Source organism: Virgibacillus chiguensis, from assembly GCF_900129865.1.
GTDB lineage: Bacteria > Bacillota > Bacilli > Bacillales > Amphibacillaceae > Virgibacillus > Virgibacillus chiguensis.
On the sequence record NZ_FQXD01000004.1, the window covers coordinates 75,137 to 94,055 of the forward strand.

The 18,919-nt window shown below is 37.7% G+C and carries 14 protein-coding genes; 11 read left to right on the forward strand and 3 right to left on the reverse strand.

Annotated elements, in window-relative coordinates:
• Positions 1-396: 396 nt before the first annotated feature.
• Positions 397-2,157 carry a methyl-accepting chemotaxis protein gene (locus tag BUB45_RS19775; protein ID WP_073006359.1) on the reverse strand — a complete coding sequence of 587 codons (1,761 nt, stop codon included), beginning with the start codon at positions 2,155-2,157 and terminating at the stop codon, positions 397-399.
• Positions 2,158-2,859: 702 nt separating this feature from the next.
• Between BUB45_RS19775 and BUB45_RS06100 the strand changes: the two genes are divergently transcribed.
• From BUB45_RS06100 to rsgA, 7 genes are all read left to right on the forward strand, one after another.
• Positions 2,860-3,417: a hypothetical protein gene (locus BUB45_RS06100; protein ID WP_244527666.1), complete on the forward strand. Its 558-nt coding sequence runs from the start codon at positions 2,860-2,862 to the stop codon at positions 3,415-3,417.
• Positions 3,418-3,620: 203 nt separating this feature from the next.
• Positions 3,621-4,190 carry a TetR/AcrR family transcriptional regulator gene (locus tag BUB45_RS06105; RefSeq protein ID WP_073006363.1) on the forward strand — a complete coding sequence of 190 codons (570 nt, stop codon included), beginning with the start codon at positions 3,621-3,623 and terminating at the stop codon, positions 4,188-4,190.
• 198 nt (positions 4,191-4,388) lie between these two features.
• Positions 4,389-5,324, forward strand: coding sequence for an SDR family NAD(P)-dependent oxidoreductase (locus tag BUB45_RS06110; RefSeq protein ID WP_073006365.1), 936 nt, complete (start codon positions 4,389-4,391; stop codon positions 5,322-5,324).
• Positions 5,325-5,558: 234 nt separating this feature from the next.
• Positions 5,559-6,971 carry a LysM peptidoglycan-binding domain-containing protein gene (locus tag BUB45_RS06115; protein ID WP_073006367.1) on the forward strand — a complete coding sequence of 471 codons (1,413 nt, stop codon included), beginning with the start codon at positions 5,559-5,561 and terminating at the stop codon, positions 6,969-6,971.
• Between the two features lie 843 nt (positions 6,972-7,814).
• Complete coding sequence (gene abc-f / locus BUB45_RS06120) at positions 7,815-9,449, forward strand: ribosomal protection-like ABC-F family protein (protein ID WP_073006368.1); 1,635 nt, start codon at positions 7,815-7,817, stop codon at positions 9,447-9,449.
• Positions 9,450-9,895: 446 nt separating this feature from the next.
• A complete protein-coding gene (locus BUB45_RS06125; protein ID WP_073006370.1) occupies positions 9,896-10,720 on the forward strand; it encodes an aldo/keto reductase in 825 nt (274 codons plus the stop codon).
• Between the two features lie 595 nt (positions 10,721-11,315).
• Positions 11,316-12,386, forward strand: coding sequence for a ribosome small subunit-dependent GTPase A (rsgA, locus tag BUB45_RS06130; RefSeq protein ID WP_073006372.1), 1,071 nt, complete (start codon positions 11,316-11,318; stop codon positions 12,384-12,386).
• Between the two features lie 263 nt (positions 12,387-12,649).
• Here the strand turns inward: rsgA and BUB45_RS06135 are convergent, their stop codons facing one another.
• Positions 12,650-13,186, reverse strand: coding sequence for an HD domain-containing protein (locus BUB45_RS06135; protein ID WP_073006704.1), 537 nt, complete (start codon positions 13,184-13,186; stop codon positions 12,650-12,652).
• Between the two features lie 385 nt (positions 13,187-13,571).
• Here BUB45_RS06135 and fni point away from each other — a divergent pair, with 385 nt between their 5' ends.
• Complete coding sequence (gene fni / locus BUB45_RS06140; RefSeq protein ID WP_073006374.1) at positions 13,572-14,624, forward strand: type 2 isopentenyl-diphosphate Delta-isomerase; 1,053 nt, start codon at positions 13,572-13,574, stop codon at positions 14,622-14,624.
• Between the two features lie 95 nt (positions 14,625-14,719).
• Here the strand turns inward: fni and BUB45_RS06145 are convergent, their stop codons facing one another.
• Entirely contained in the window at positions 14,720-15,148 is a 429-nt protein-coding gene (locus tag BUB45_RS06145; RefSeq protein ID WP_073006376.1) for a hypothetical protein, read from the reverse strand.
• Positions 15,149-15,438: 290 nt separating this feature from the next.
• Between BUB45_RS06145 and BUB45_RS06155 the strand changes: the two genes are divergently transcribed.
• From BUB45_RS06155 to BUB45_RS06170, 3 genes are all read left to right on the forward strand, one after another.
• The gene (locus tag BUB45_RS06155; protein WP_073006380.1) at positions 15,439-15,741 is read left to right on the forward strand and encodes a YolC/YozM family protein; all 303 of its coding nucleotides are present in this window, start codon (positions 15,439-15,441) and stop codon (positions 15,739-15,741) included.
• 866 nt (positions 15,742-16,607) lie between these two features.
• Positions 16,608-17,474 carry an MBL fold metallo-hydrolase gene (locus tag BUB45_RS06165; protein WP_073006384.1) on the forward strand — a complete coding sequence of 289 codons (867 nt, stop codon included), beginning with the start codon at positions 16,608-16,610 and terminating at the stop codon, positions 17,472-17,474.
• A gap of 415 nt (positions 17,475-17,889) precedes the next feature.
• Positions 17,890-18,615 (forward strand): DsbA family oxidoreductase, encoded by a 726-nt coding sequence (locus BUB45_RS06170; RefSeq protein ID WP_073006386.1) that lies wholly within the window; start codon positions 17,890-17,892, stop codon positions 18,613-18,615.
• Positions 18,616-18,919 lie beyond the last annotated feature (304 nt).

The window sequence follows — 18,919 nt, forward strand, 5'->3', positions numbered from 1 at the left end:
CGCGCGGAAATTCGCTCACGCACGTCGTAAAATCGCTCCTCGCGCGGAAATTCGCTCATGCACGTCGCAAAATCGCTCATCGCGCGCGGAAATTCGCTCACGTACGTCGCAAAATCGCTCCCCCCTACGCGAGAATACGCTCATGTTCGAGGAGAAGTCAGAAGTCGCCTACCCTGCACAAGAAGTCGCTCGCTCTCTGCAGAAAAAGTGGCTTACGCAGTAAATCGTATGTCGGGTCGCGTCCGTTTGCTTCTCGAATGAAATGACTAAGCGTATGTAATGAGCACTGCTAAAGCAGGATTAATTTTCTGGATACATGTAACTATAGAAATGAAAGATCCGATCTAAAATTGTGAATTTTTTGTAGGTATAACAATTTATTTTGTTCTCCAAGTTTCAAAGCTTAAAGACATTCACTTGTTTATGAAGGTCTTTAGCTAATTCTGCTAACTCTTCAATATTGTGAGAAACTTGCTCCATGGTACCGGTCGTCTCTTCTGTAGAAGCTGCAACTTGTTCTACTCCAGCTGCTGATTCCTGTGAAACAGAAGCTATTTCTTTGACGAGTTGCTCCATGTCTTTACTTGTTTCTGTATTCTCTTTTAGTTTCATGGAAATAGCTTGCATTTTTTCAATCATACCCGTTATCGCATTATTCATTTGTTGGAAGTTAGCTCCTGTATCTTCAATCTGTTGCTTTCCAGTTTTTACTTCATCATAACCTCGATTTAAAGAAGAAACGACGTCGCTTGTCTCCGATTGAATCCGCTGCACGATGGTAGTAATTTCACCGACAGATTGCGCAACTTGTTCTGAAAGTTTTCGAACTTCATCTGCTACTACGGCAAAACCTCTACCATGTTCACCAGCTCTTGCAGCTTCAATGGCGGCATTTAACGAGAGCAAATTCGTCTGTTCTGCAATATCTCGTATAACTTTCACAAGTTTGGATATTTGACTTGACTGATTATCCAAGCCTTTTACTTGCGTTACTGCTTCTTCTACAATGGTGTCAATCTGGTTCATTTGCTGGACAGATTGTTGCATTAAGCTAGAACTTTCTGTCGTCCATTTTCGCACTTCGCTAGCATCTGTCATTACTTCGCTTCCTCTTTGTTCAGAAATGTGTACATTATCAACGAAGTGATTCATATTGTCAGATAGTTCACTTGCGCCTGTTGCTTGCATTTCTGTACCGCTAGCTAATTCTTCCATCGTTGTAGCGATTTGATGGTTACTTTCTTTCACTTCACTAGCTGATTTCGTTAATTGCTCACTTTGTGCTGATACAGAGGAAGAAACGTTTTGGACGCTCTGAATGATTGTTCGTATTCGATCTCGCATCCTATGTACAGCTTGAGCTAGTTGACCAATTTCATCCTTTGATTTAGTCTCTTCCTGTTGTATATGCAAATTTCCATTTGCTATATCTTTTGTAGTGTGAACAATGCTTTGCAATCTGGAAGTAATGCCACGGCTAATCATAATCATGAGTGGTATACCGATAGCTAGCGATAATAGATTGGAGAATGCTAGTATGTATACACTCCTGTTTGAGCTGTTTTCTGTTTCAGCAATGGCTCTAGCCTGTTGTTGTTGCGTTTGATCGAGGAGATTATTGACAAGTGTTAGTGTGTCTTCTCGCAATCCTCCCGAATAGTGACGAATAGTGTTAGCAAATTGCTCTCTTCCTTCTTCGACAGAGGTTACCATTCGCTCCAAAAATGCTTTATCAATGGACTCGTTTTTATCAACAATATCGCTAAGAATAGCTTTCTGATTTTTATCATCCATCGTTTTATCTAATTGTTGGGCAACTTTCTCGAATTCCTTTTGATAGGCTTCGAAGTTAGTAAAATATTTATCATTCCCAGTAATTAAATAGTCGGCGGATTGTACATCTTTCGCCTGAATAATGATTGCTAATTGGGAAATTTGGTCTGTTTGTTCCTGTAGTTCATTCACTCTATGAATATCTTGTTGTCCTCCTTTTAATTGCACATATACAATGATAGAAGAAGTAAGCATTAAAGCAATCGTTAAAAAGAAAACAGACAAATATTTTTTGTGAATGCGTAGATTTCCCCAAGCAACAATGACTTTCTTTTTCCAGTTCTTTTGCGTTTTTGCCTTTGTATGGACTTTTTTGTTTTTCATAGAACCCCCCCTGTTTTAGCATAATTCCTTTAGCCCCGTTGACTCGTCTGATTCGTTCATTACTAACCCGGCACCCACTTCATTGTTAAAAAAAAAATAAACTTATAGGCAATTTTTTAATTGTCTAGGAAATTACACTAGCGTTGCATAAACTAACTAAGTTATTTAGCCACGTCCGGCGCAAGCGCCCAGCAACTAGGCGACTTCACTCCATTGCCTTACGCTAAGTCATCATCGGTTCGTTCTAAATAGGAAGGCCGACTAAAGACGGGCTTGCCGCAGGGCGCCGGCAGCAGGAGCATGATTCCTAAAACTTTCGTTGATTCGTTCCAGTCGCTACGTTGCTAGCCGGGCGCCCTGAGCCTTTGTTCTTTGTTTCATATGATTAGTAGCGTGTTAAAAGTCTTGATGCAGTATGATTTTTTAACGTATGAGCATTTCACTATGTTCTTTTTAAAGGATGAAAAGAATATTTCTATCATTATAAATAATTCCACCTTTTTTAACATATCGACTAAATTTGAAAATAATTAAAGCTATTAGTGCAAATTTTTTTACAATAGGTGAGCAAAAAGGTTCGATCTCAGCAGGTAAGCGTTATGATTATAAATTGTTGAAACAAAGTTAGTAGAGAACTTCTCGCTACTTAAATAACTGACAACCGATGCTACCATTTGCGTTAAAAAGCCGTTCTCGTGTAAAATGTCAAATTGTGTGCGTAATTATAAAGATGTAGGTGATAAGATGCAAGCTTCTGCTTTTATAGCAAGCGAAAAAAACAAGCAAGAATTAGAGAAAGAACTAAATACATTGGAAGTACAAGTCTTTCGTATGCAACAAAATGTAAAAGAAATTGCCAAACAAGCTTCTATTGTTAGTATTGATCAAACAAAAGAGGCTAACTGGGTCATCATCTATGCAATTCGAAAAGCAAATTCGATTCAAATGATGCTTCATGAATGTACGAAGCCATTTCGTGGGAAATGGGATTCAGCTATTGAAGCTGAATATAAACGAGAAAATACCCTTCACATTTCTGATATTAAAGGGGAAGAAAATAAAGGCTACGGTTCTGTATTAATGAACCATTTAAAAGAGCTTGCTTATGATGAAAACAAACATTATATTACTGGTGATATCGTTAAACGTGATTTTGATCATGTGGAGCGGTTGAAATATTTTTACGCCAAGCATTATTTTGACATAAGTATTGATCATAAAGAAGAAAAAGGGAAAATCATTTGGTCTCCTTGCAAATAATCAAGATTTTCGCTGTCGTAGCTTTCCTTGGCCTGTGGGAAAGCGAAGTTGGAAGACCTCACAGAAAAAAGCGAACTCCTTTTTTTCGAGGAAGTTAAAGTTGAGAAAAACATGACACATAATTTATCGTTTTGTTTGACAACCTTTTTACCTTCCTATACCATTTAATATTGAACGATGGTCAATTAAATGGAGGATTACAAATGGTAGCTAGAAAAACAGTTTCGAAAGAACTTACGCGTGAAATGATTCTTGAAGCAGCGAATGACCTATTTGTAAAAAAGGGTTATCAACATGTGTCAATGAGGCAAATCGCTACTAAATTAAATTACAGTCATGGATCGTTATATTACCATTTTAAGAACAAAGCAGAGTTGTTCTTTGCAGTAGTTGAAAACCATTTTCAACTACTTGATGAAAGAATGTTTGCTATTCAGAGAAAAGAGCTCTCTAATGAAGAAAAATTGAAGCATTTAATGCAGGACTATATTGCTTTTGGACTGACTCATCAAAGTCATTATGAGATTATGTTTTTAATTAAAGATGAGGATGTGCGGACATTTACGGAAGAAGCGCCAATGAAAGCTTACCAAAGATTTGCCCACTTTGTTGCTGCGTGGAGTAGTAAAGCGTTATCCATTCAAGTAATTTGGTCAATGTTTTTATCCTTACATGGATTTGTAACGCATTATATACGACATGTAAATAATTATGAAGATGTTGAAGCAATGGCTAAACGTCATGTTAGTTTACTTCTACAATGGACAAAATGACGTAAATCGAACGTAAGTAATTGGGGAAAATTAGTTTTCTGGCAAGTTTTATGGGAAGTTGTCGTTTTCCTATACTATACATGTAAAAAGTTGAGTTATCAGAACTGAAAGCTGTACATAAAGACTTGGTGAAAGTTCCAAGTTTTTATTAAGCTTCTAATTGACCATTGGTTAATTAAACGAAGGGAAGTTGATACAATGAAAAAAGCACTTGTGCTAGGCGCTTCTGGCGGAATGGGATACGCATTAGTGAGGGAATTGATTCAGCGTGACTTTTCCGTAACAGTTTTCGCTCGTTCTAAAGAAAAGCTAAATAAGTTGTTTTCTCGTTATTCAGAGGTGACCATTGTTCATGGGGATGCGTTTAATCAAAAATTATTAGCACAAATATCCGAAAACCAAGATATCATTTTTCATGCAATTAATTTACCATATGGTGATTGGCAAGATAAGCTTCTTCCATTAACCGAGAACATATTACAAGCAACAAAGAAAAATAATGCAAAACTCGCAATTGTAGATAATATCTACGCATACGGAAAACATATGGAAGCGATAAAGGAAACAGCTATAAAACATCCGCATACGAAAAAAGGCAAGTTACGGCTACAAGTTGAGAAACAAATTATGAAATCGAATGTACCTTACGTGCTCGCTCATTTTCCTGACTTCTTTGGCCCTTATGCAGAAAATACGCAGTTGAATTTCACATTACAATCTGTAGCTGCTAACAAACGTGCTTGGTTCATTGGAAGCCATCATATAGAAAGAGAGCATCTTTTCACATTTGATGGAGCAAAGGCGTTGGTAAATCTATCATTACAGGACAAATCTTATGGGGAGCATTGGAACATACCAGCCGCTCGGCCTATAGAAGGCGTGGAGTTAATAAAGTTGATTCGAGATTTGACAGGATATGAGAAAAACGTAGGGACAGTAACTACGAACATGTTGCGGTTATTAGGGATATTTAATCAGCACATGCGAGAATTTGTAGAAATGCAGTATTTAAACCAACACCCTGTAATATTAATTGGGGAAAAGTACGAAGAAAGAATAGGCGCATTGCCGAGAACACCTTACAAAAAAGCGTTAGAACTGACGTTGAATGCTTATCAAAATGGGACAACTTAACAATACCAGCGAAAGGTAGAATACTATATATACGGTTCGTTTACAACATATAGAAAACCATTAACTCCGATAAACTGCCTAAAAAGAAGCCGTCATGCATGCGCTTTAACTTAAATCTGATAGCAGCCTCCGATTCGAGCAATTCGCCAGGGCTGTAATCGTTCAGAGTTTACGAACAGGACAAACATGGATGGAATAGGCTATAGGAAGAGCGAATAAATGGAGAGATGATGTATGGGAATATATGTGGTAAATCGAGGTGATACACTTTGGAAAATAGCACAACGCTATGGATTAGATGTACAACAAATACGTACACTTAATCAATTACCAGATGCAAACAAGCTCGTCGTTGGTCAAAGCTTGGTCATACCAGATCCAACAAAAGAATACGTTGTACAAACTGGTGATACATTAACTCAGATTGCAGAGAATTACCATGTTGCATTAGCTGATCTGGCCGCTGTTAACAACCTTACAGAAACTTCTATTATCTATGAGGGGCAATTGTTATCCTTGCCTTATTTTCTCTACCTTGTTGAGCCTGGCGACTCTATTTGGCAGCTTGCACACAGTTTTGGTGTAACAACAGCAGAAATTTTGCAGGTGAATTTCCTTGTTCAACCATCTAGTATTTATCCGGGGACTATTATACGAATTCCTTTTCCAGCAAAGCCTAACAAACAAATATGTGCCTATACTATCCAGTTAGATCAACAGGGGAAACAAGATATGTTAATGAATGGTCGATTGCTGACATACGTAAATCCATTTTCTTATCAAGTGAATGTAGATGGTAGTTTAACTTCTTTATCTGATGAACGCATTTTAGAAGCGGCAAAGGAAATGAATGTAGCACCATTACTTGTATTAAGTAATATCAAAGCAGGGGACTTCGATTCAGATACAGCAGCAACAATCTTACGAGATGTCCAGTTACAGGATAAAGTAATTACAAACGTGTTAGCTATTATGAACGATAAGGGATATAGAGGCATAAATATTAATTTTGAATATGTATATCCGGAAGATCGAGATCGGTATACGGAATTTTTAAAACGAATGGTTCGTCGTTTGCATCCTCTAGGATATCTTGTAACAACAGCAGTGGCACCAAAAACAAGTAGCGATCAAAAGGGATTACTATATGAAGCACATGATTATGAAGCACAAGGAAAAGTAGTCGATTTTATTAATTTGATGACGTATGAATGGGGATGGGCGGGAGGCAGGCCGCTAGCCATTGCGCCTATTAATGAAGTCGAAAAAGTATTGGATTATGCAGTTACTGTCATACCAAAAGAAAAAATAATGATGGGAATCCCTTTATACGGAAGGGATTGGAAGATACCTTGGCAAGAAGGAACCCGTGCTCGAACAATTAACGCACAGGAAGCTGTCGATTTAGCTTTCACTTATAAAGAAGCTATTCAATATGATGAAATTTATCAAGCGCCAAATTTTCGTTATACAGATGACAATGGGCAGAGGCATGAGGTTTGGTTTGAAGATGCCCGCAGCGTAAAGGCAAAATACGAACGAATAGCTAATTACGATATAAGAGGCGCTATGTTTTGGGTGTTAGGGATCCCGTTTGCCCAAAATTGGCCAGTCTTACAGAGTGAATTCCAAGTAATGAAAATATAAGGATTGACAAATAAAGTACGGTCGGATAAACTTAAAACAATTATAAAAGGGAGGTGAGGTAGATGAATCAAACTGGTGATATAACGAAAATGAAAGCATATCTTGCTATTCGTTATGCAATTTTTTCCAATAATCAAAGCAACGGGATACGTGTGTCCATTGCGAATTCAAAATAATGGAAAAAATCAGTGAGAGACATCTACCTAACCGGACGGAAATAAGTGTAACGTGTGTGAACAATTGTACTTAGTAAAGTGCAATGCTTATTTGTGGATTTATGAAACGGCGTAAGGAGAAAACTCTACTTACGTCGTTTTGCTATGATTTTTTTTACACTATAGGAAAGCATAAGATTTTCTTGGTTTATAGTATAAGAAAAACAAGGCTTTCGCCATAGACTTGGCGACAAGCCCAGTTTTTCTAAAGCATTCGTTCTCTATGAAGAATTGGTGATAAGCTACGTTTTTTATGAACTACATCAAGTTGTAATACCACACTGTAAAAAATGATTTAATTTAAGTGAGAGATGACAAGACTTATATTTTATCATCACAGGTTTATCATGCATATATTTCAACTAGAAGAACGGATTGCGTTTTAAGGTGTATCGTATAAGAAAAACGTCAGAAAACCTGTTTCTAAACGGTATTCATGAGCAGTTCATTTATTGTTGCCTAAATGAACGCGAAAATATCATTGGTTGGTGGCGTTTGCATATGCACCACTTTACTAGCTTCCCGTGCAAGAGGAACACGCTTTAAGAAAATCACTTACTAATAAAATGAAATCTTGTTCCTAACGTATAGGTAGCGTTGTCTCTTCTAGAGCGGAGGAAGAGAAAAAATGATAACAGTAAGTATCCAACAAGTGACCCAAATAATAGGTGCCAATCAAATTTTTGAACAGATTACTGCAGAAGTGAAGAAAGGAGACAGAATTGGTTTAATTGGAAGAAATGGAACGGGGAAATCGACTTTATTGCAGTTACTTGCGAAAAAAACCGAACCTGCTAAAGGAAGAATAACTTGGAAGAAAAATAGTTCCGTTGGTTTGCTGTTGCAAAATCCTATCAAGGAACAGGAAACAACGGTTGAAGGGCTATTAACGGAAGTGTTTACGGATTTAAACTTGCTAAAAGGTGAAATGGAACGTTTGGAAAGCTTGATGGCAAAAGAAGCAAACGTAGAAAAATTAACGAAGCTAATTGAAAAGTATGGAGATATGCAAGAAAGCTTTCAAGAACGTGGTGGTTATGAAATCGACGCTCGTATTCGGAGGGTCATGAGCGGCTTGCAGATAGAAGAATTGGCAACAAAGTGTTGGAAACATTTGAGTGGTGGGGAACGGACAAAAGTTGGTTTAGCTCAATTACTGCTGCAAGCACCAGACTTACTCTTGTTAGATGAGCCTACCAATCATTTGGATATTCAAGCAATCGAATGGTTAACGGATTTTATTCGCAATTACACAGGAACGGTAATGATTGTTTCCCATGATCGCTATTTTTTAGATGATACTGTCACAAAGGTTTGGGAATTAGATCAAGGAGAACTAAATACCTATGCGACGAATTATACGAATTATGTAAAAGAAAGAGAGGAAAGGCTGTTACAGGAATTTCAGCAATATCAAGATCAGCAAAAGAAAATAAAGAAAATGAAAGAAACCATCAAACGATTGAAAGAATGGGCAAATCAAGCGAATCCACCAAATGATGGATTACATCGCAGGGCAAAGAGTATGCAAAAAGCCTTGGATAAAATGACGCGGTTAAAACGCCCCATAATGGAGCATAAACGTATGCAAATCGATTTTAAAATGCAAGATCGTAGCGGAAAAGATGTTATTCGGCTGGAAGGCGTTTCAAAAAGTGTGCAAGATAAAATGCTTTTTCAGCACGTGAATATGCATGTACGCTTTCAAGAGCGAGTGGCAATTATTGGTGAAAATGGTACGGGGAAATCAACGCTATTACAAATAATAGTAGGGAAGATAGCAGCAGATGCAGGAGAACGGCAATTAGGTAGTCGTTTGTCTATTGGCTATTTGTCGCAGCATATGCTAGAGATGGAAGGGAAACGCACGGTAATTGATGAATTCCGCGAGCATGTTCCAATAGAGGAGGGGGAGGCAAGAAATATATTGGCTCAATTTCTGTTTTATGGCGCAAAAGTATTTCAAACGACGGAAAACTTAAGCGGAGGAGAAAAGACACGTTTGCGTCTTGCCCAATTAATGTATCAAAATCATAATATCCTAATTTTAGATGAACCGACAAATCATTTGGATATAGAGTCGAAAGAAATGTTAGAAGAAGCATTAGAACAGTTCGGTGGTACGATTATTGCTGTATCCCATGACCGTTACTTTTTGGATCGACTTTTTCCGATCACATATGTATTAGAAAATAAGCAATTGGAAAGATTTGAAGGAAATTACAGCTATGCTCGAAAACGTTGGCTCCATAACGGAATTTAACGTACTGGCGAAAGAAACCTTCCTCTCTAACCAACTGGAGGGGATAGTTTCGGTGAGGCGTTAAACGAAACATTTACTTGAGAAAATATATACTGCTAAGTGATATAAGGTTGAGTGGATAAAGAAGGCATAGTGCGATAATGAAGTCAAATATCCTTTCGCTCGTAAAATAATCAAGATAAAGAGGAGCCATCATTCTTTTATTTAGGGGAATGAAAGCGAAATTTCCCTAAGAAACAATGCTCCCTCAATTTCTTTAAGCATTTTAGTGGTCGAAGTAATTCACTCTGTAAATAAGTACTGTCACTGTATTTCGTGTAAAAAATGTGTCATGCTAGATTCTATTGCCCCTTTTCAATTAAAAGTCGCCTATTTGTTAAGAATTTTTTGGTTGCCATTGTTAATTGTGATACGATAAAAGTATCGGAATAGAGAGGGGCTAATCAATGCAGTATATTACCTTAAACAATGGTTTACGTATGCCACAACTTGGCTTTGGTGTATGGCAAGTGTCTGATGAAGAAGCAACAAAAGCAGTTGAAACAGCAATCGAAGTGGGGTATCGGTCCATCGATACAGCTAAAATTTATGACAATGAGCGTGGAGTTGGAAGAGCACTAGCTAATACCTCTGTGCCTAGAGAAGAATTGTTTATTACAACAAAGGTTTGGAATAGTGATCAAGGTTATGAAAACACGCTTCGTGCTTTTGAGGAAAGTCTCGATAAGCTTGGATTAGATTACGTAGATTTATACTTAATCCACTGGCCAACACCTGCATTTGATCAATATGTTGAAACTTATAAAGCGTTGGAAAAATTATATCAAGATGGTCGTGTGAAAGCGATCGGTGTTTGCAATTTTAACAAGGAACATTTACAACGGTTGTTGGATGAGTGTGAGGTTGTTCCAACGGTTAATCAAGTTGAATGTCATCCATACTTGCAGCAACAAGAGTTACAGCATTTTTGTGATCAACATCATATTTATGTCGAAGCTTGGAGTCCCCTTATGCAAGGTGGCGCAGTGCTACAGAATGAAGAAATTACAAAGATTGCCCAAGCGCATCAAAAAACGCCTGCTCAAATCGTGTTGCGTTGGCACTTGCAAGCGAATCATATTGTTATACCGAAATCGGTAACACCTTCACGAATAAAGGAAAACTTCGCTGTTTTTGATTTTGAACTGGGATCAGAGGAAATGGATGCCATTTCTAAATTGGAAAGAGGCGAACGAAAAGGACCAGAACCGAGTGAAATGAATAGTCGTTAAAACAAAAGCTGTCTCTTACGCTTAAAAGTAAAAGGCAGCTTTTTGTGTGTATCGTTTCAGCTAGAAAGGTTTGGAGATAAGGAAGCCCGCCACGCTGTGCGCTTTGTATGAAAATCGCTTGTAATTCCTATAAAAAATGCTATAAGACTCCCGCTGTAAATTTTGGCAGATGACAGCTGAACAAGTCTACGTGGACCTCCACCTCCGATTCGCGGGCAATTAGGTTTACCCTTGGACTAGGAAACAATTCGTGAGGGATAAAAGAAATCCATACGGATAAGAGTTTCACTTTACATAAGATAGTTCCTATTCGAATGTGAAACAAACGGTTAAAAACACTTTACAAATGAAGTTAAAATCAGTTATAACATAGGTAAGGTTCAACACGCGTTGTTCCATTTTGAAAGGAGTTGATGTTGATGCATGTATTCAATAAGGAAACAAACATAAACAAAATGGAGGAACGGTCGGAATAGGTAGATATCCACTTTGGCTTTCCTCCTTAACAACAGATGTTCAGTGCGAGAAAATTGTATTTTACGTAAAAACTGTTTTCTTACACGGTGGAACTTCCATTTTTGAAGGAGGAAAATAATTGAATAATAATTTAACCAAACTTGGTTGGAATGAGACTTTGTATACAGAAACTGACCCAGCAATTATTGCCCGGGTAATAACGGTGCAGAGAAATAGTTACCGCATTTCTGATGGAGAGATGGAGTATTTGGCTCACGTTAGTGGTAAATTTTTGAATGCGGCAAATGGAGCAATTGATTTTCCTACTGTTGGTGATTGGGTTGCAGTAGAAAAGCTGAGGCTAGAGAAAAAAGCCGTTATTCAACATGTTTTGCCAAGAAAAAGCCAGCTTGTTCGACAAGCGGCTGGGGGTAAAACAGAGGCGCAGCTAGTTGCAGCAAATTTAGATACGATATTTATCGTAAGTTCACTCAATGATGATCTCAATATACGCCGCATAGAACGATATATTGTAGCTGTTTACGAAAGTGGCGCTTCTCCAGTCATCGTGTTAACGAAAAAGGATGCGTACGAAGAAGAGCAGTTACCAGCGTTAATTGCTCAGGTAGAGACAGTAGCCATTGGCGTTCCAATTATTGTTGTGAGCAATATTACTGGAGAAGGGATTCAGGATTTAAATACCTACTTGAAACCTGCTGATACTGTCGCTTTAGTAGGGTCCTCTGGTGTAGGGAAATCGACTTTAGTCAATGTTTTATCCGAGCGAAATGTACAGAAAACGAAAGATGTTCGTTTGGATGATAGCAAAGGGCGACACACCACAACGCATCGTGAATTGTTCGTGTTAGCAAGCGGCGCTTTGTTAATTGATACTCCAGGAATGCGAGAATTACAGCTTTGGGACGGAGAAACAGCAGTAGATACTGCCTTTGAAGATGTAGAAGATTTTGCTAGTGCTTGTTTTTTTAGTGATTGTCAGCATGATACAGAGCCGGGCTGTCGTGTTCAAGAAGCACTTGCTTCAGGTGAACTCTCACAGGAGCGGTTTGATAGTTATCAAAAATTGTTACGAGAATTAGCATTTGAAAAAAGAAAGCAGGATCAAAAGGCACAGCTGGAAGAGAAAAACAAATGGAAACAGCGAGCAAAAAATATGAAAGCTACGTACAATCAACGTGGATACAAGTAGACAGAAATTTATGCTAAGGAGTATGCCAAAAGCTGTTTTAAGCTTTTGGCATCGTTCAATTTTATCCCGAATATAAGGTGCTGTAAGATTAACTTTTCAAGGATTGGAGATGTGAGTTGATCAAGTCTAAGTGGGGGAGAAAAGCATCTAAATCGCCCAATTCGTTCAGAGGACTCTAGGTCATACCCTTGTGGTACTAACAATCTATGGTGGATAGAGAAAACCTCCATTGATTGAAGGTTCACTTTTTATACCCAAGATCGTTAAAAAACACGTGACACAGCCTCTTCATAATGGTTAAAAAAAGCAGGTGCTTCTTTCGTTGAAATGCCATGATACATAACTTCTTTTATCGACTGATAATACCATTTCTGCTTATCCAAAGGCGCATGGAAGTGATCCCATACAGCCTCTCCAAAGGATTGCAAATCTGCCTCGATACTTAATAAATTGTCTAATTTATCCGCTATAATTAACTGCTTTACTTCCATATTTGATGTTTTTAATGTGTAAATCGTTTGCTGTTTTCGCTTTTCCCAAGGCAGGGTTTTATTTTCGGTATGCGCACAGACAAGAGAAGTAATGTGTTTACCAAATTGGATGGCGATTTCTTGTATGGTTGTAGCTGTATCTTCTACAACATCATGTAAATAACCTGCGCAGATAACTTCCTCACTGCAACCAGCTTCTTCAAGTATATTCGCAACACGAATAGGATGCGTGATGTAAGGTGCCTTGGAACCTTTTCTCCATTGTCCTTCATGTGCTTTAGTAGCAAATTCTTTTGCTTTATCTTTCATCATTTTAACGAATTCCTTTCACTTTTACGCTTGTTATGAAATGTACTTGTGCTTGTTTTATGAGACGATAAATTAAAAATGTTACCGTTTAAAACATATCTAATATTCAAAAAGGGCACTAAAAATGACGAATTGCATGTCTGAGAGGTTGCTACCTAGAAAATCTAAATCCATATTGCTGCATTTGGAACACAAAATGAATTCAGTTCGACTATTTCAAAGTTTAGCAAATTTATCTCGTCTTTTAACATCTTATACATTATACAAGGAATTCGACCTTATGGCTTTATACCATGCATAAGTTTTAAAAAATCGTCACAGTAAGATTTGAATCTAAGTTATGTTATCATAGAATGCAAGGTCGTAAAATTGGAGGTTTTTTAACATGGAAGAGGGAATAAATCGTAGAAAAACCGAACATATTCAGCTATGCTTAACAGAGAATGTAGAAGGTGTGAATAAATCGACGGGGTTAGAAGGTATTTCATTTATACATAATGCGCTTCCGGAGATTCATTTTGATGATATACAAATCAACACAACCTTTTTAAATAAATCGTTACAAGCGCCATTTTTGGTAAGTTCGATGACTGGTGGTTCAGAGCTTGCTGCTAAAATCAATCAAAACTTAGCGCTAGCTGCTGAAGAAAAGGGATGGGCTGTTGCCCTTGGTTCAACACGAGCTTTACTAGAAAGTGATGCCCACCAAGCTTCATTCTTAATACGCCAGCAAGCTCCGACAGTACCTTTAATTGCTAATTTAGGTGCTGTACAATTGAATTATGGTTATGGCGCTGAAGAAGCCCAGCGTATTGTGGATAGGACGGAAGCTGATTCACTTGTTCTCCATTTTAATAGTTTGCAAGAAGCTGTACAAGATGGCGGCGACTTAAACTTTGCTGATTTATTGCCAAAAGTAGAAGAAATTTGCAGTAAATTAACCGTGCCAGTTGGTGCGAAGGAAGTTGGCTTTGGTATTGATGGCTTCGTGGCTGAACAGTTGTACAATGCTGGGATAGCGTATATTGATGTAGCAGGAGCTGGTGGGACATCATGGAGCCAAGTTGAAAAGCTCCGTTCGCAAGATCCACTTCGCAAGGCTGCAGCTGAAGCTTTCAATAACTGGGGGCTGCCAACAAAAGATTGTATCGTGTCAGTAAGAAATAAGCTCCCAAAAGTTCCTCTTGTAGCAAGCGGAGGAATGAAAACGGGTGTCGATGCTGCAAAAGCCATAACTATTGGCGCAGATGTGATCGGTTTTGCACGTCAATTATTGCAGGCAGCAACCGAATCTGCCGAGGCAGTCATAACAACGATGGCACAAATAGAATTGGAATTAAAAATGGCTATGTTTGGAATTGGTGTAACTTCATTAGAAGCATTGCAACAAACGAGGCGCGTATCGATTATGGGGAATTCTCTGCTAGAAGAAAGCTAGTTGCTCAGCAACTAGCTTTTTAATTATTAACTTTTCTTTTTATAAATTCTTGCTACATCTTCACTTCTTCTGTATTCATATTTTTAGGTTCTTTTTTAATTGTTATTGCAAATAAGTCGGTTAAAATATAAGAAATAACGTTCCCCATCTTCTTTAAGCTGTTTCAAATCTTCCCATTGGAATTTTTCAGTTATATTCCTCGATTCTTTAGTAAACTCTTCTGCAGATAAGTTTAATGTAAAATCATCTAATGAATTCTTGTGTTGTTTAAGAATACCTTTAAATTGACTAATTATAGCATACTCATAAGATTTCCATACTACAGGGGTGAGAATTAAACATAACGATAACCCAAATATAAAATTATCTGTTGAGAGACGGCTAAATGCGAGTATATATACCAGAAATAGATAAAAAACCATTAGTTGCATTAATCTAGCTTTCCTATGGAACTTACTAATTTTTATTGCATTTTTTTGTTGAGCAATTAAATCTTTATCCGTTATATTAAATTGTGCAATCAAATACATCCATCTTTATCCGTTATATTAAATTGTGCAATCAAATACATCCTCCCCCTTTTCTTTTGAAAGAGCATTAATACCTTTTTGACATCTGTCGCTAAGGCTAAGATATTAACGGCATGGATGAAGATACATTTAGGGGTTTGTTTAAGATAGTGCAACGCCTTCATGAACAGCAAGCCAGATGTTCATCTTTGCATAAAAGAACACTCCTTGTCATAGATAGGATGGTGAATTATACTCGAAATAGAGTGAAATTTAATAAATTGGACAAGGAAGGAGTAAAAACAATGAAAAAAATCGGAGTAATAACGTTGAGCGGCACTTTACTTATTTTGGGAGCATTTTCTGTTATTACTTTTTCGAAGGATAGGACGGTAGATGAGGTGCTACAAGCTGTTATGGATAAGTATGAGGTGCAGGGTTACATTGTCGGCGAGGAGCCCGCAACAATCGATATAGATGTATATAGTGAGGAAGAAATAGAAAAAGTTGCAACATACATTAAGAGTAACCTTTCCGATGAAGATTTAAACCATTATGATATTGAAGTTTTTTCAGGTTGGGAAGATAAGTTAGAAAAAAGAGGCTAGATTTTTTATCTCTCTTGAGGGTGCGTTACATGATGAGATTAGGAATAAAAATAATGAAAAAGATAGTTCCAACCATCAAAGTTTTAAGGCTTATAGTATAAGCAAAACGACGGCGTCTCATTGCTAAAAGACTGATTATCTTGCAAAAAAATGTAAAATCACTTGAATTTACATTAATTTCGCTTGAATTTACACGAAAGTCGCTGAAGTTCACAAGTAAGTTGGTCGAAGTTCACAACAAAGTCGCTGAAGTTCACAATTGTAACGCATATCTCGTGGCTGCTAAGCAAAAATGTAGCCAATATCCTTACTATAGGAAAGCACAAAGTTTTAAGGTGGATCGTATGAGCCAGAAGAAGGCTTTTTTATGGAGATTTGCTGGTACAATCAAGCTTTTGCTATAAGACTTGGCGACAAGCCAAATTTTTCCTTGTCTAGGAAATTACACTAGCGTTGCATAAACTAACTAATTTATATAGCCACGTCCGGCTCCAGCGCCCAGCAACTAGGCGACTTCACTCCATTGCCTTCCGATAAGTCATCATCGGTTCGTTCTAAATGGGAAGGCCGACTAAAGACGGGCTTGCCGGAGGGCGCCGGCATACTCCTGTTGCAGTAGCACGGTTCCTAAAACTTTCGTTGGTTCGTTCCACTCGCTACGTTGCTAACCGGGCTCCCCGAGCCTTTGTTCAAGATCGTTCGCTGTTAATTGGAAGAAGCTACCTTACAAAGTGCAAGCTCTCTTTAGTTTTAAGAACCTATTTTTAAAATAATTAGTGACTTGTAATCCATATCAGATGATGTGGTTATTTTTTTTCGTGTTGTAAATACTACGACTAATTATTTAAGCGAGGAGGCAGGTTAGCATGGAACAAAATTTTCATCAACGTGAACATGACAAATTTGTTCCGATGACCTCCATTACAAGTGGAGGCGGTGTACAGGTGAAAGCCGATATATACTATTATACGGATCAAATGGTAAATATTGGTTTTGTAGGTCATCCTGAAAAAGGGGAATGGGTGCTTATCGATGCTGGATTACCTCATGCAGCTTCAGAAATTAAATCGGTTGTTGTAGACCGATTTGGAAAAGGTAGTAAGCCAGCTGCAATTCTGTTGACGCATGCTCATTTTGATCATGTAGGAGGGTTAGCTGCCTTATTGGAGGAGTGGGATGTTCCTATTTATGCACATTCTAAAGAACTCCCTTACTTACGTGGTGAAAAAAGCTACCCAAAACCGGACACGAGCGTAGAAGGTGGTCTACTAGCGAAAATGGCTAACCTATATCCGAATGAGCCGATTGATTTAGGTAATGCGGTGCAAGCCCTTCCTGAAAACAATCAAGTTCCTCATTTAGAAAATTGGAAATGGGTACATACGCCAGGACATACACCTGGTCATGTATCTTTTTATCGAGAGAATGATCGGCTATTGTTTTCAGGAGATGCGTTCATTACTGTAAGACAGGATTCATTTTATCGTGTGCTGATGCAAACAGCGGAAGTGAATGGACCACCTAGATACTATACAACCGACTGGAAAGCAGCATTTGAATCTGTACAAAAATTAGCAGAACTAAACCCTGAAATAGTGGTACCAGGCCATGGTGTGAGTATGAAAGGTAAAAAGTTAAAAAACGGCTTGGACAGGCTTGTTGAACAATTTACAGATCTAGCTATACCTGATTATGGAAAGTATGTAGATAAAGAAAATAACTTATATCAATAACGTGTCAAGTAAATTCCTTTGTTCACTATAGGAAGAATGAAGAGGTGCGATTATAGCAGTAATCACACCCTCTTTTTTACTTTATTATAAAAAAGAGGGTGCAAGCTATAGTTTTCCTACAGAAACTTAGAAAAGCCATTTTATCAAGAGGAAAGGATAAGCTTATTAAGTGCTCCCTGCTACATGTAAAATCTATTCTTATATTGTATTGATATGTACCAACAAATTGAGGATCTAAAACACCAGCTTCTATAAATTTAACGAAAAGCCGAGTTTATAGAGAGTTAATTAGTTGTAACTTTTATTAAATGCTCTAAACATATTGTGGTTTATGTCGTTATGCCTCTTGGATAAGCAGGATTGTTCATGCAATGGGAATAGCTATGCTACAATGAATTGAAAGTGAGGTGTATGTATGAAGATTGAGATATGGTCTGATTTCGTTTGCCCTTTTTGTTATATTGGAAAGAGAAAATTGGAGCAATCCTTAGAAACATTTGCATATCGTAATGATATTGTTGTTGAGTTTAAAAGTTATCAATTAGATCCTAACGCAGAAGAAAAGCCAAATCAAAATATGTATGAATATCTCTCAAATACAAAAGGGATTCCCATAGAACAAATAAAGCAAATGAGTAAACAGATAGAAAAGCAAGCAGCAGATGTAGGGCTGACATATCATTTTGATACCATGCAGCATACAAACACGTTTACGGCTCACCGCTTAGTAAAGTATGCAGCACGTCTGGGCAAAGGTAATAACATGGCTGAAGCGTTGATGCATGCTTTTTTCACTGATTCTCAATTAATCAGTGATCATGAAACATTACAGACCCTTGCTAGTAAAGTCGGTTTAAATAAAAAGAACGTCGCTGAGGTTATTTGTACGAATAGCTATGCTAGAGATGTAAAACACGACCAACATCAAGCGAGAGAAATGGGCGTTAAAGGGGTTCCGTTTTTTGTTTTTAATGAAAAATATGCGCTGTCTGGCGCGCAACCAAAAGAGGTTTTTGACCAGGTTTTGGAACAAGTTTGGCAAGAAGCGAAAATGGAAAACAGACTTCAATCATTGAACCCTAAAGGGTCAAAAACAATGTACTGTACAGATGAGGGTTGTTGTGAAATGGAAGAAGAATAAATAAACATGTTATTGGAAGCAGGTATCCTTTTAAAAATGTAGGAACCTGCTTTTTTAGTTATAGGAAGTCGCTTAACTTACTATGAAGCAACTTCTTTATAAATACATCTCCCACAATCAACAAACTGCTTAGTCTTCTTCTAAATATTCTTCCTTTCTTCAATCTTTACTTCCATTTATCCTGTGAGTCCATGAGCAAGCGATTTTTGGCATTTTTTCATTGACGTAATGAGGAAATCTGTTATACTATTACTTGAATCTAATTGATAATGAATATCATTATTGATTAGAACGAATCAAAGAT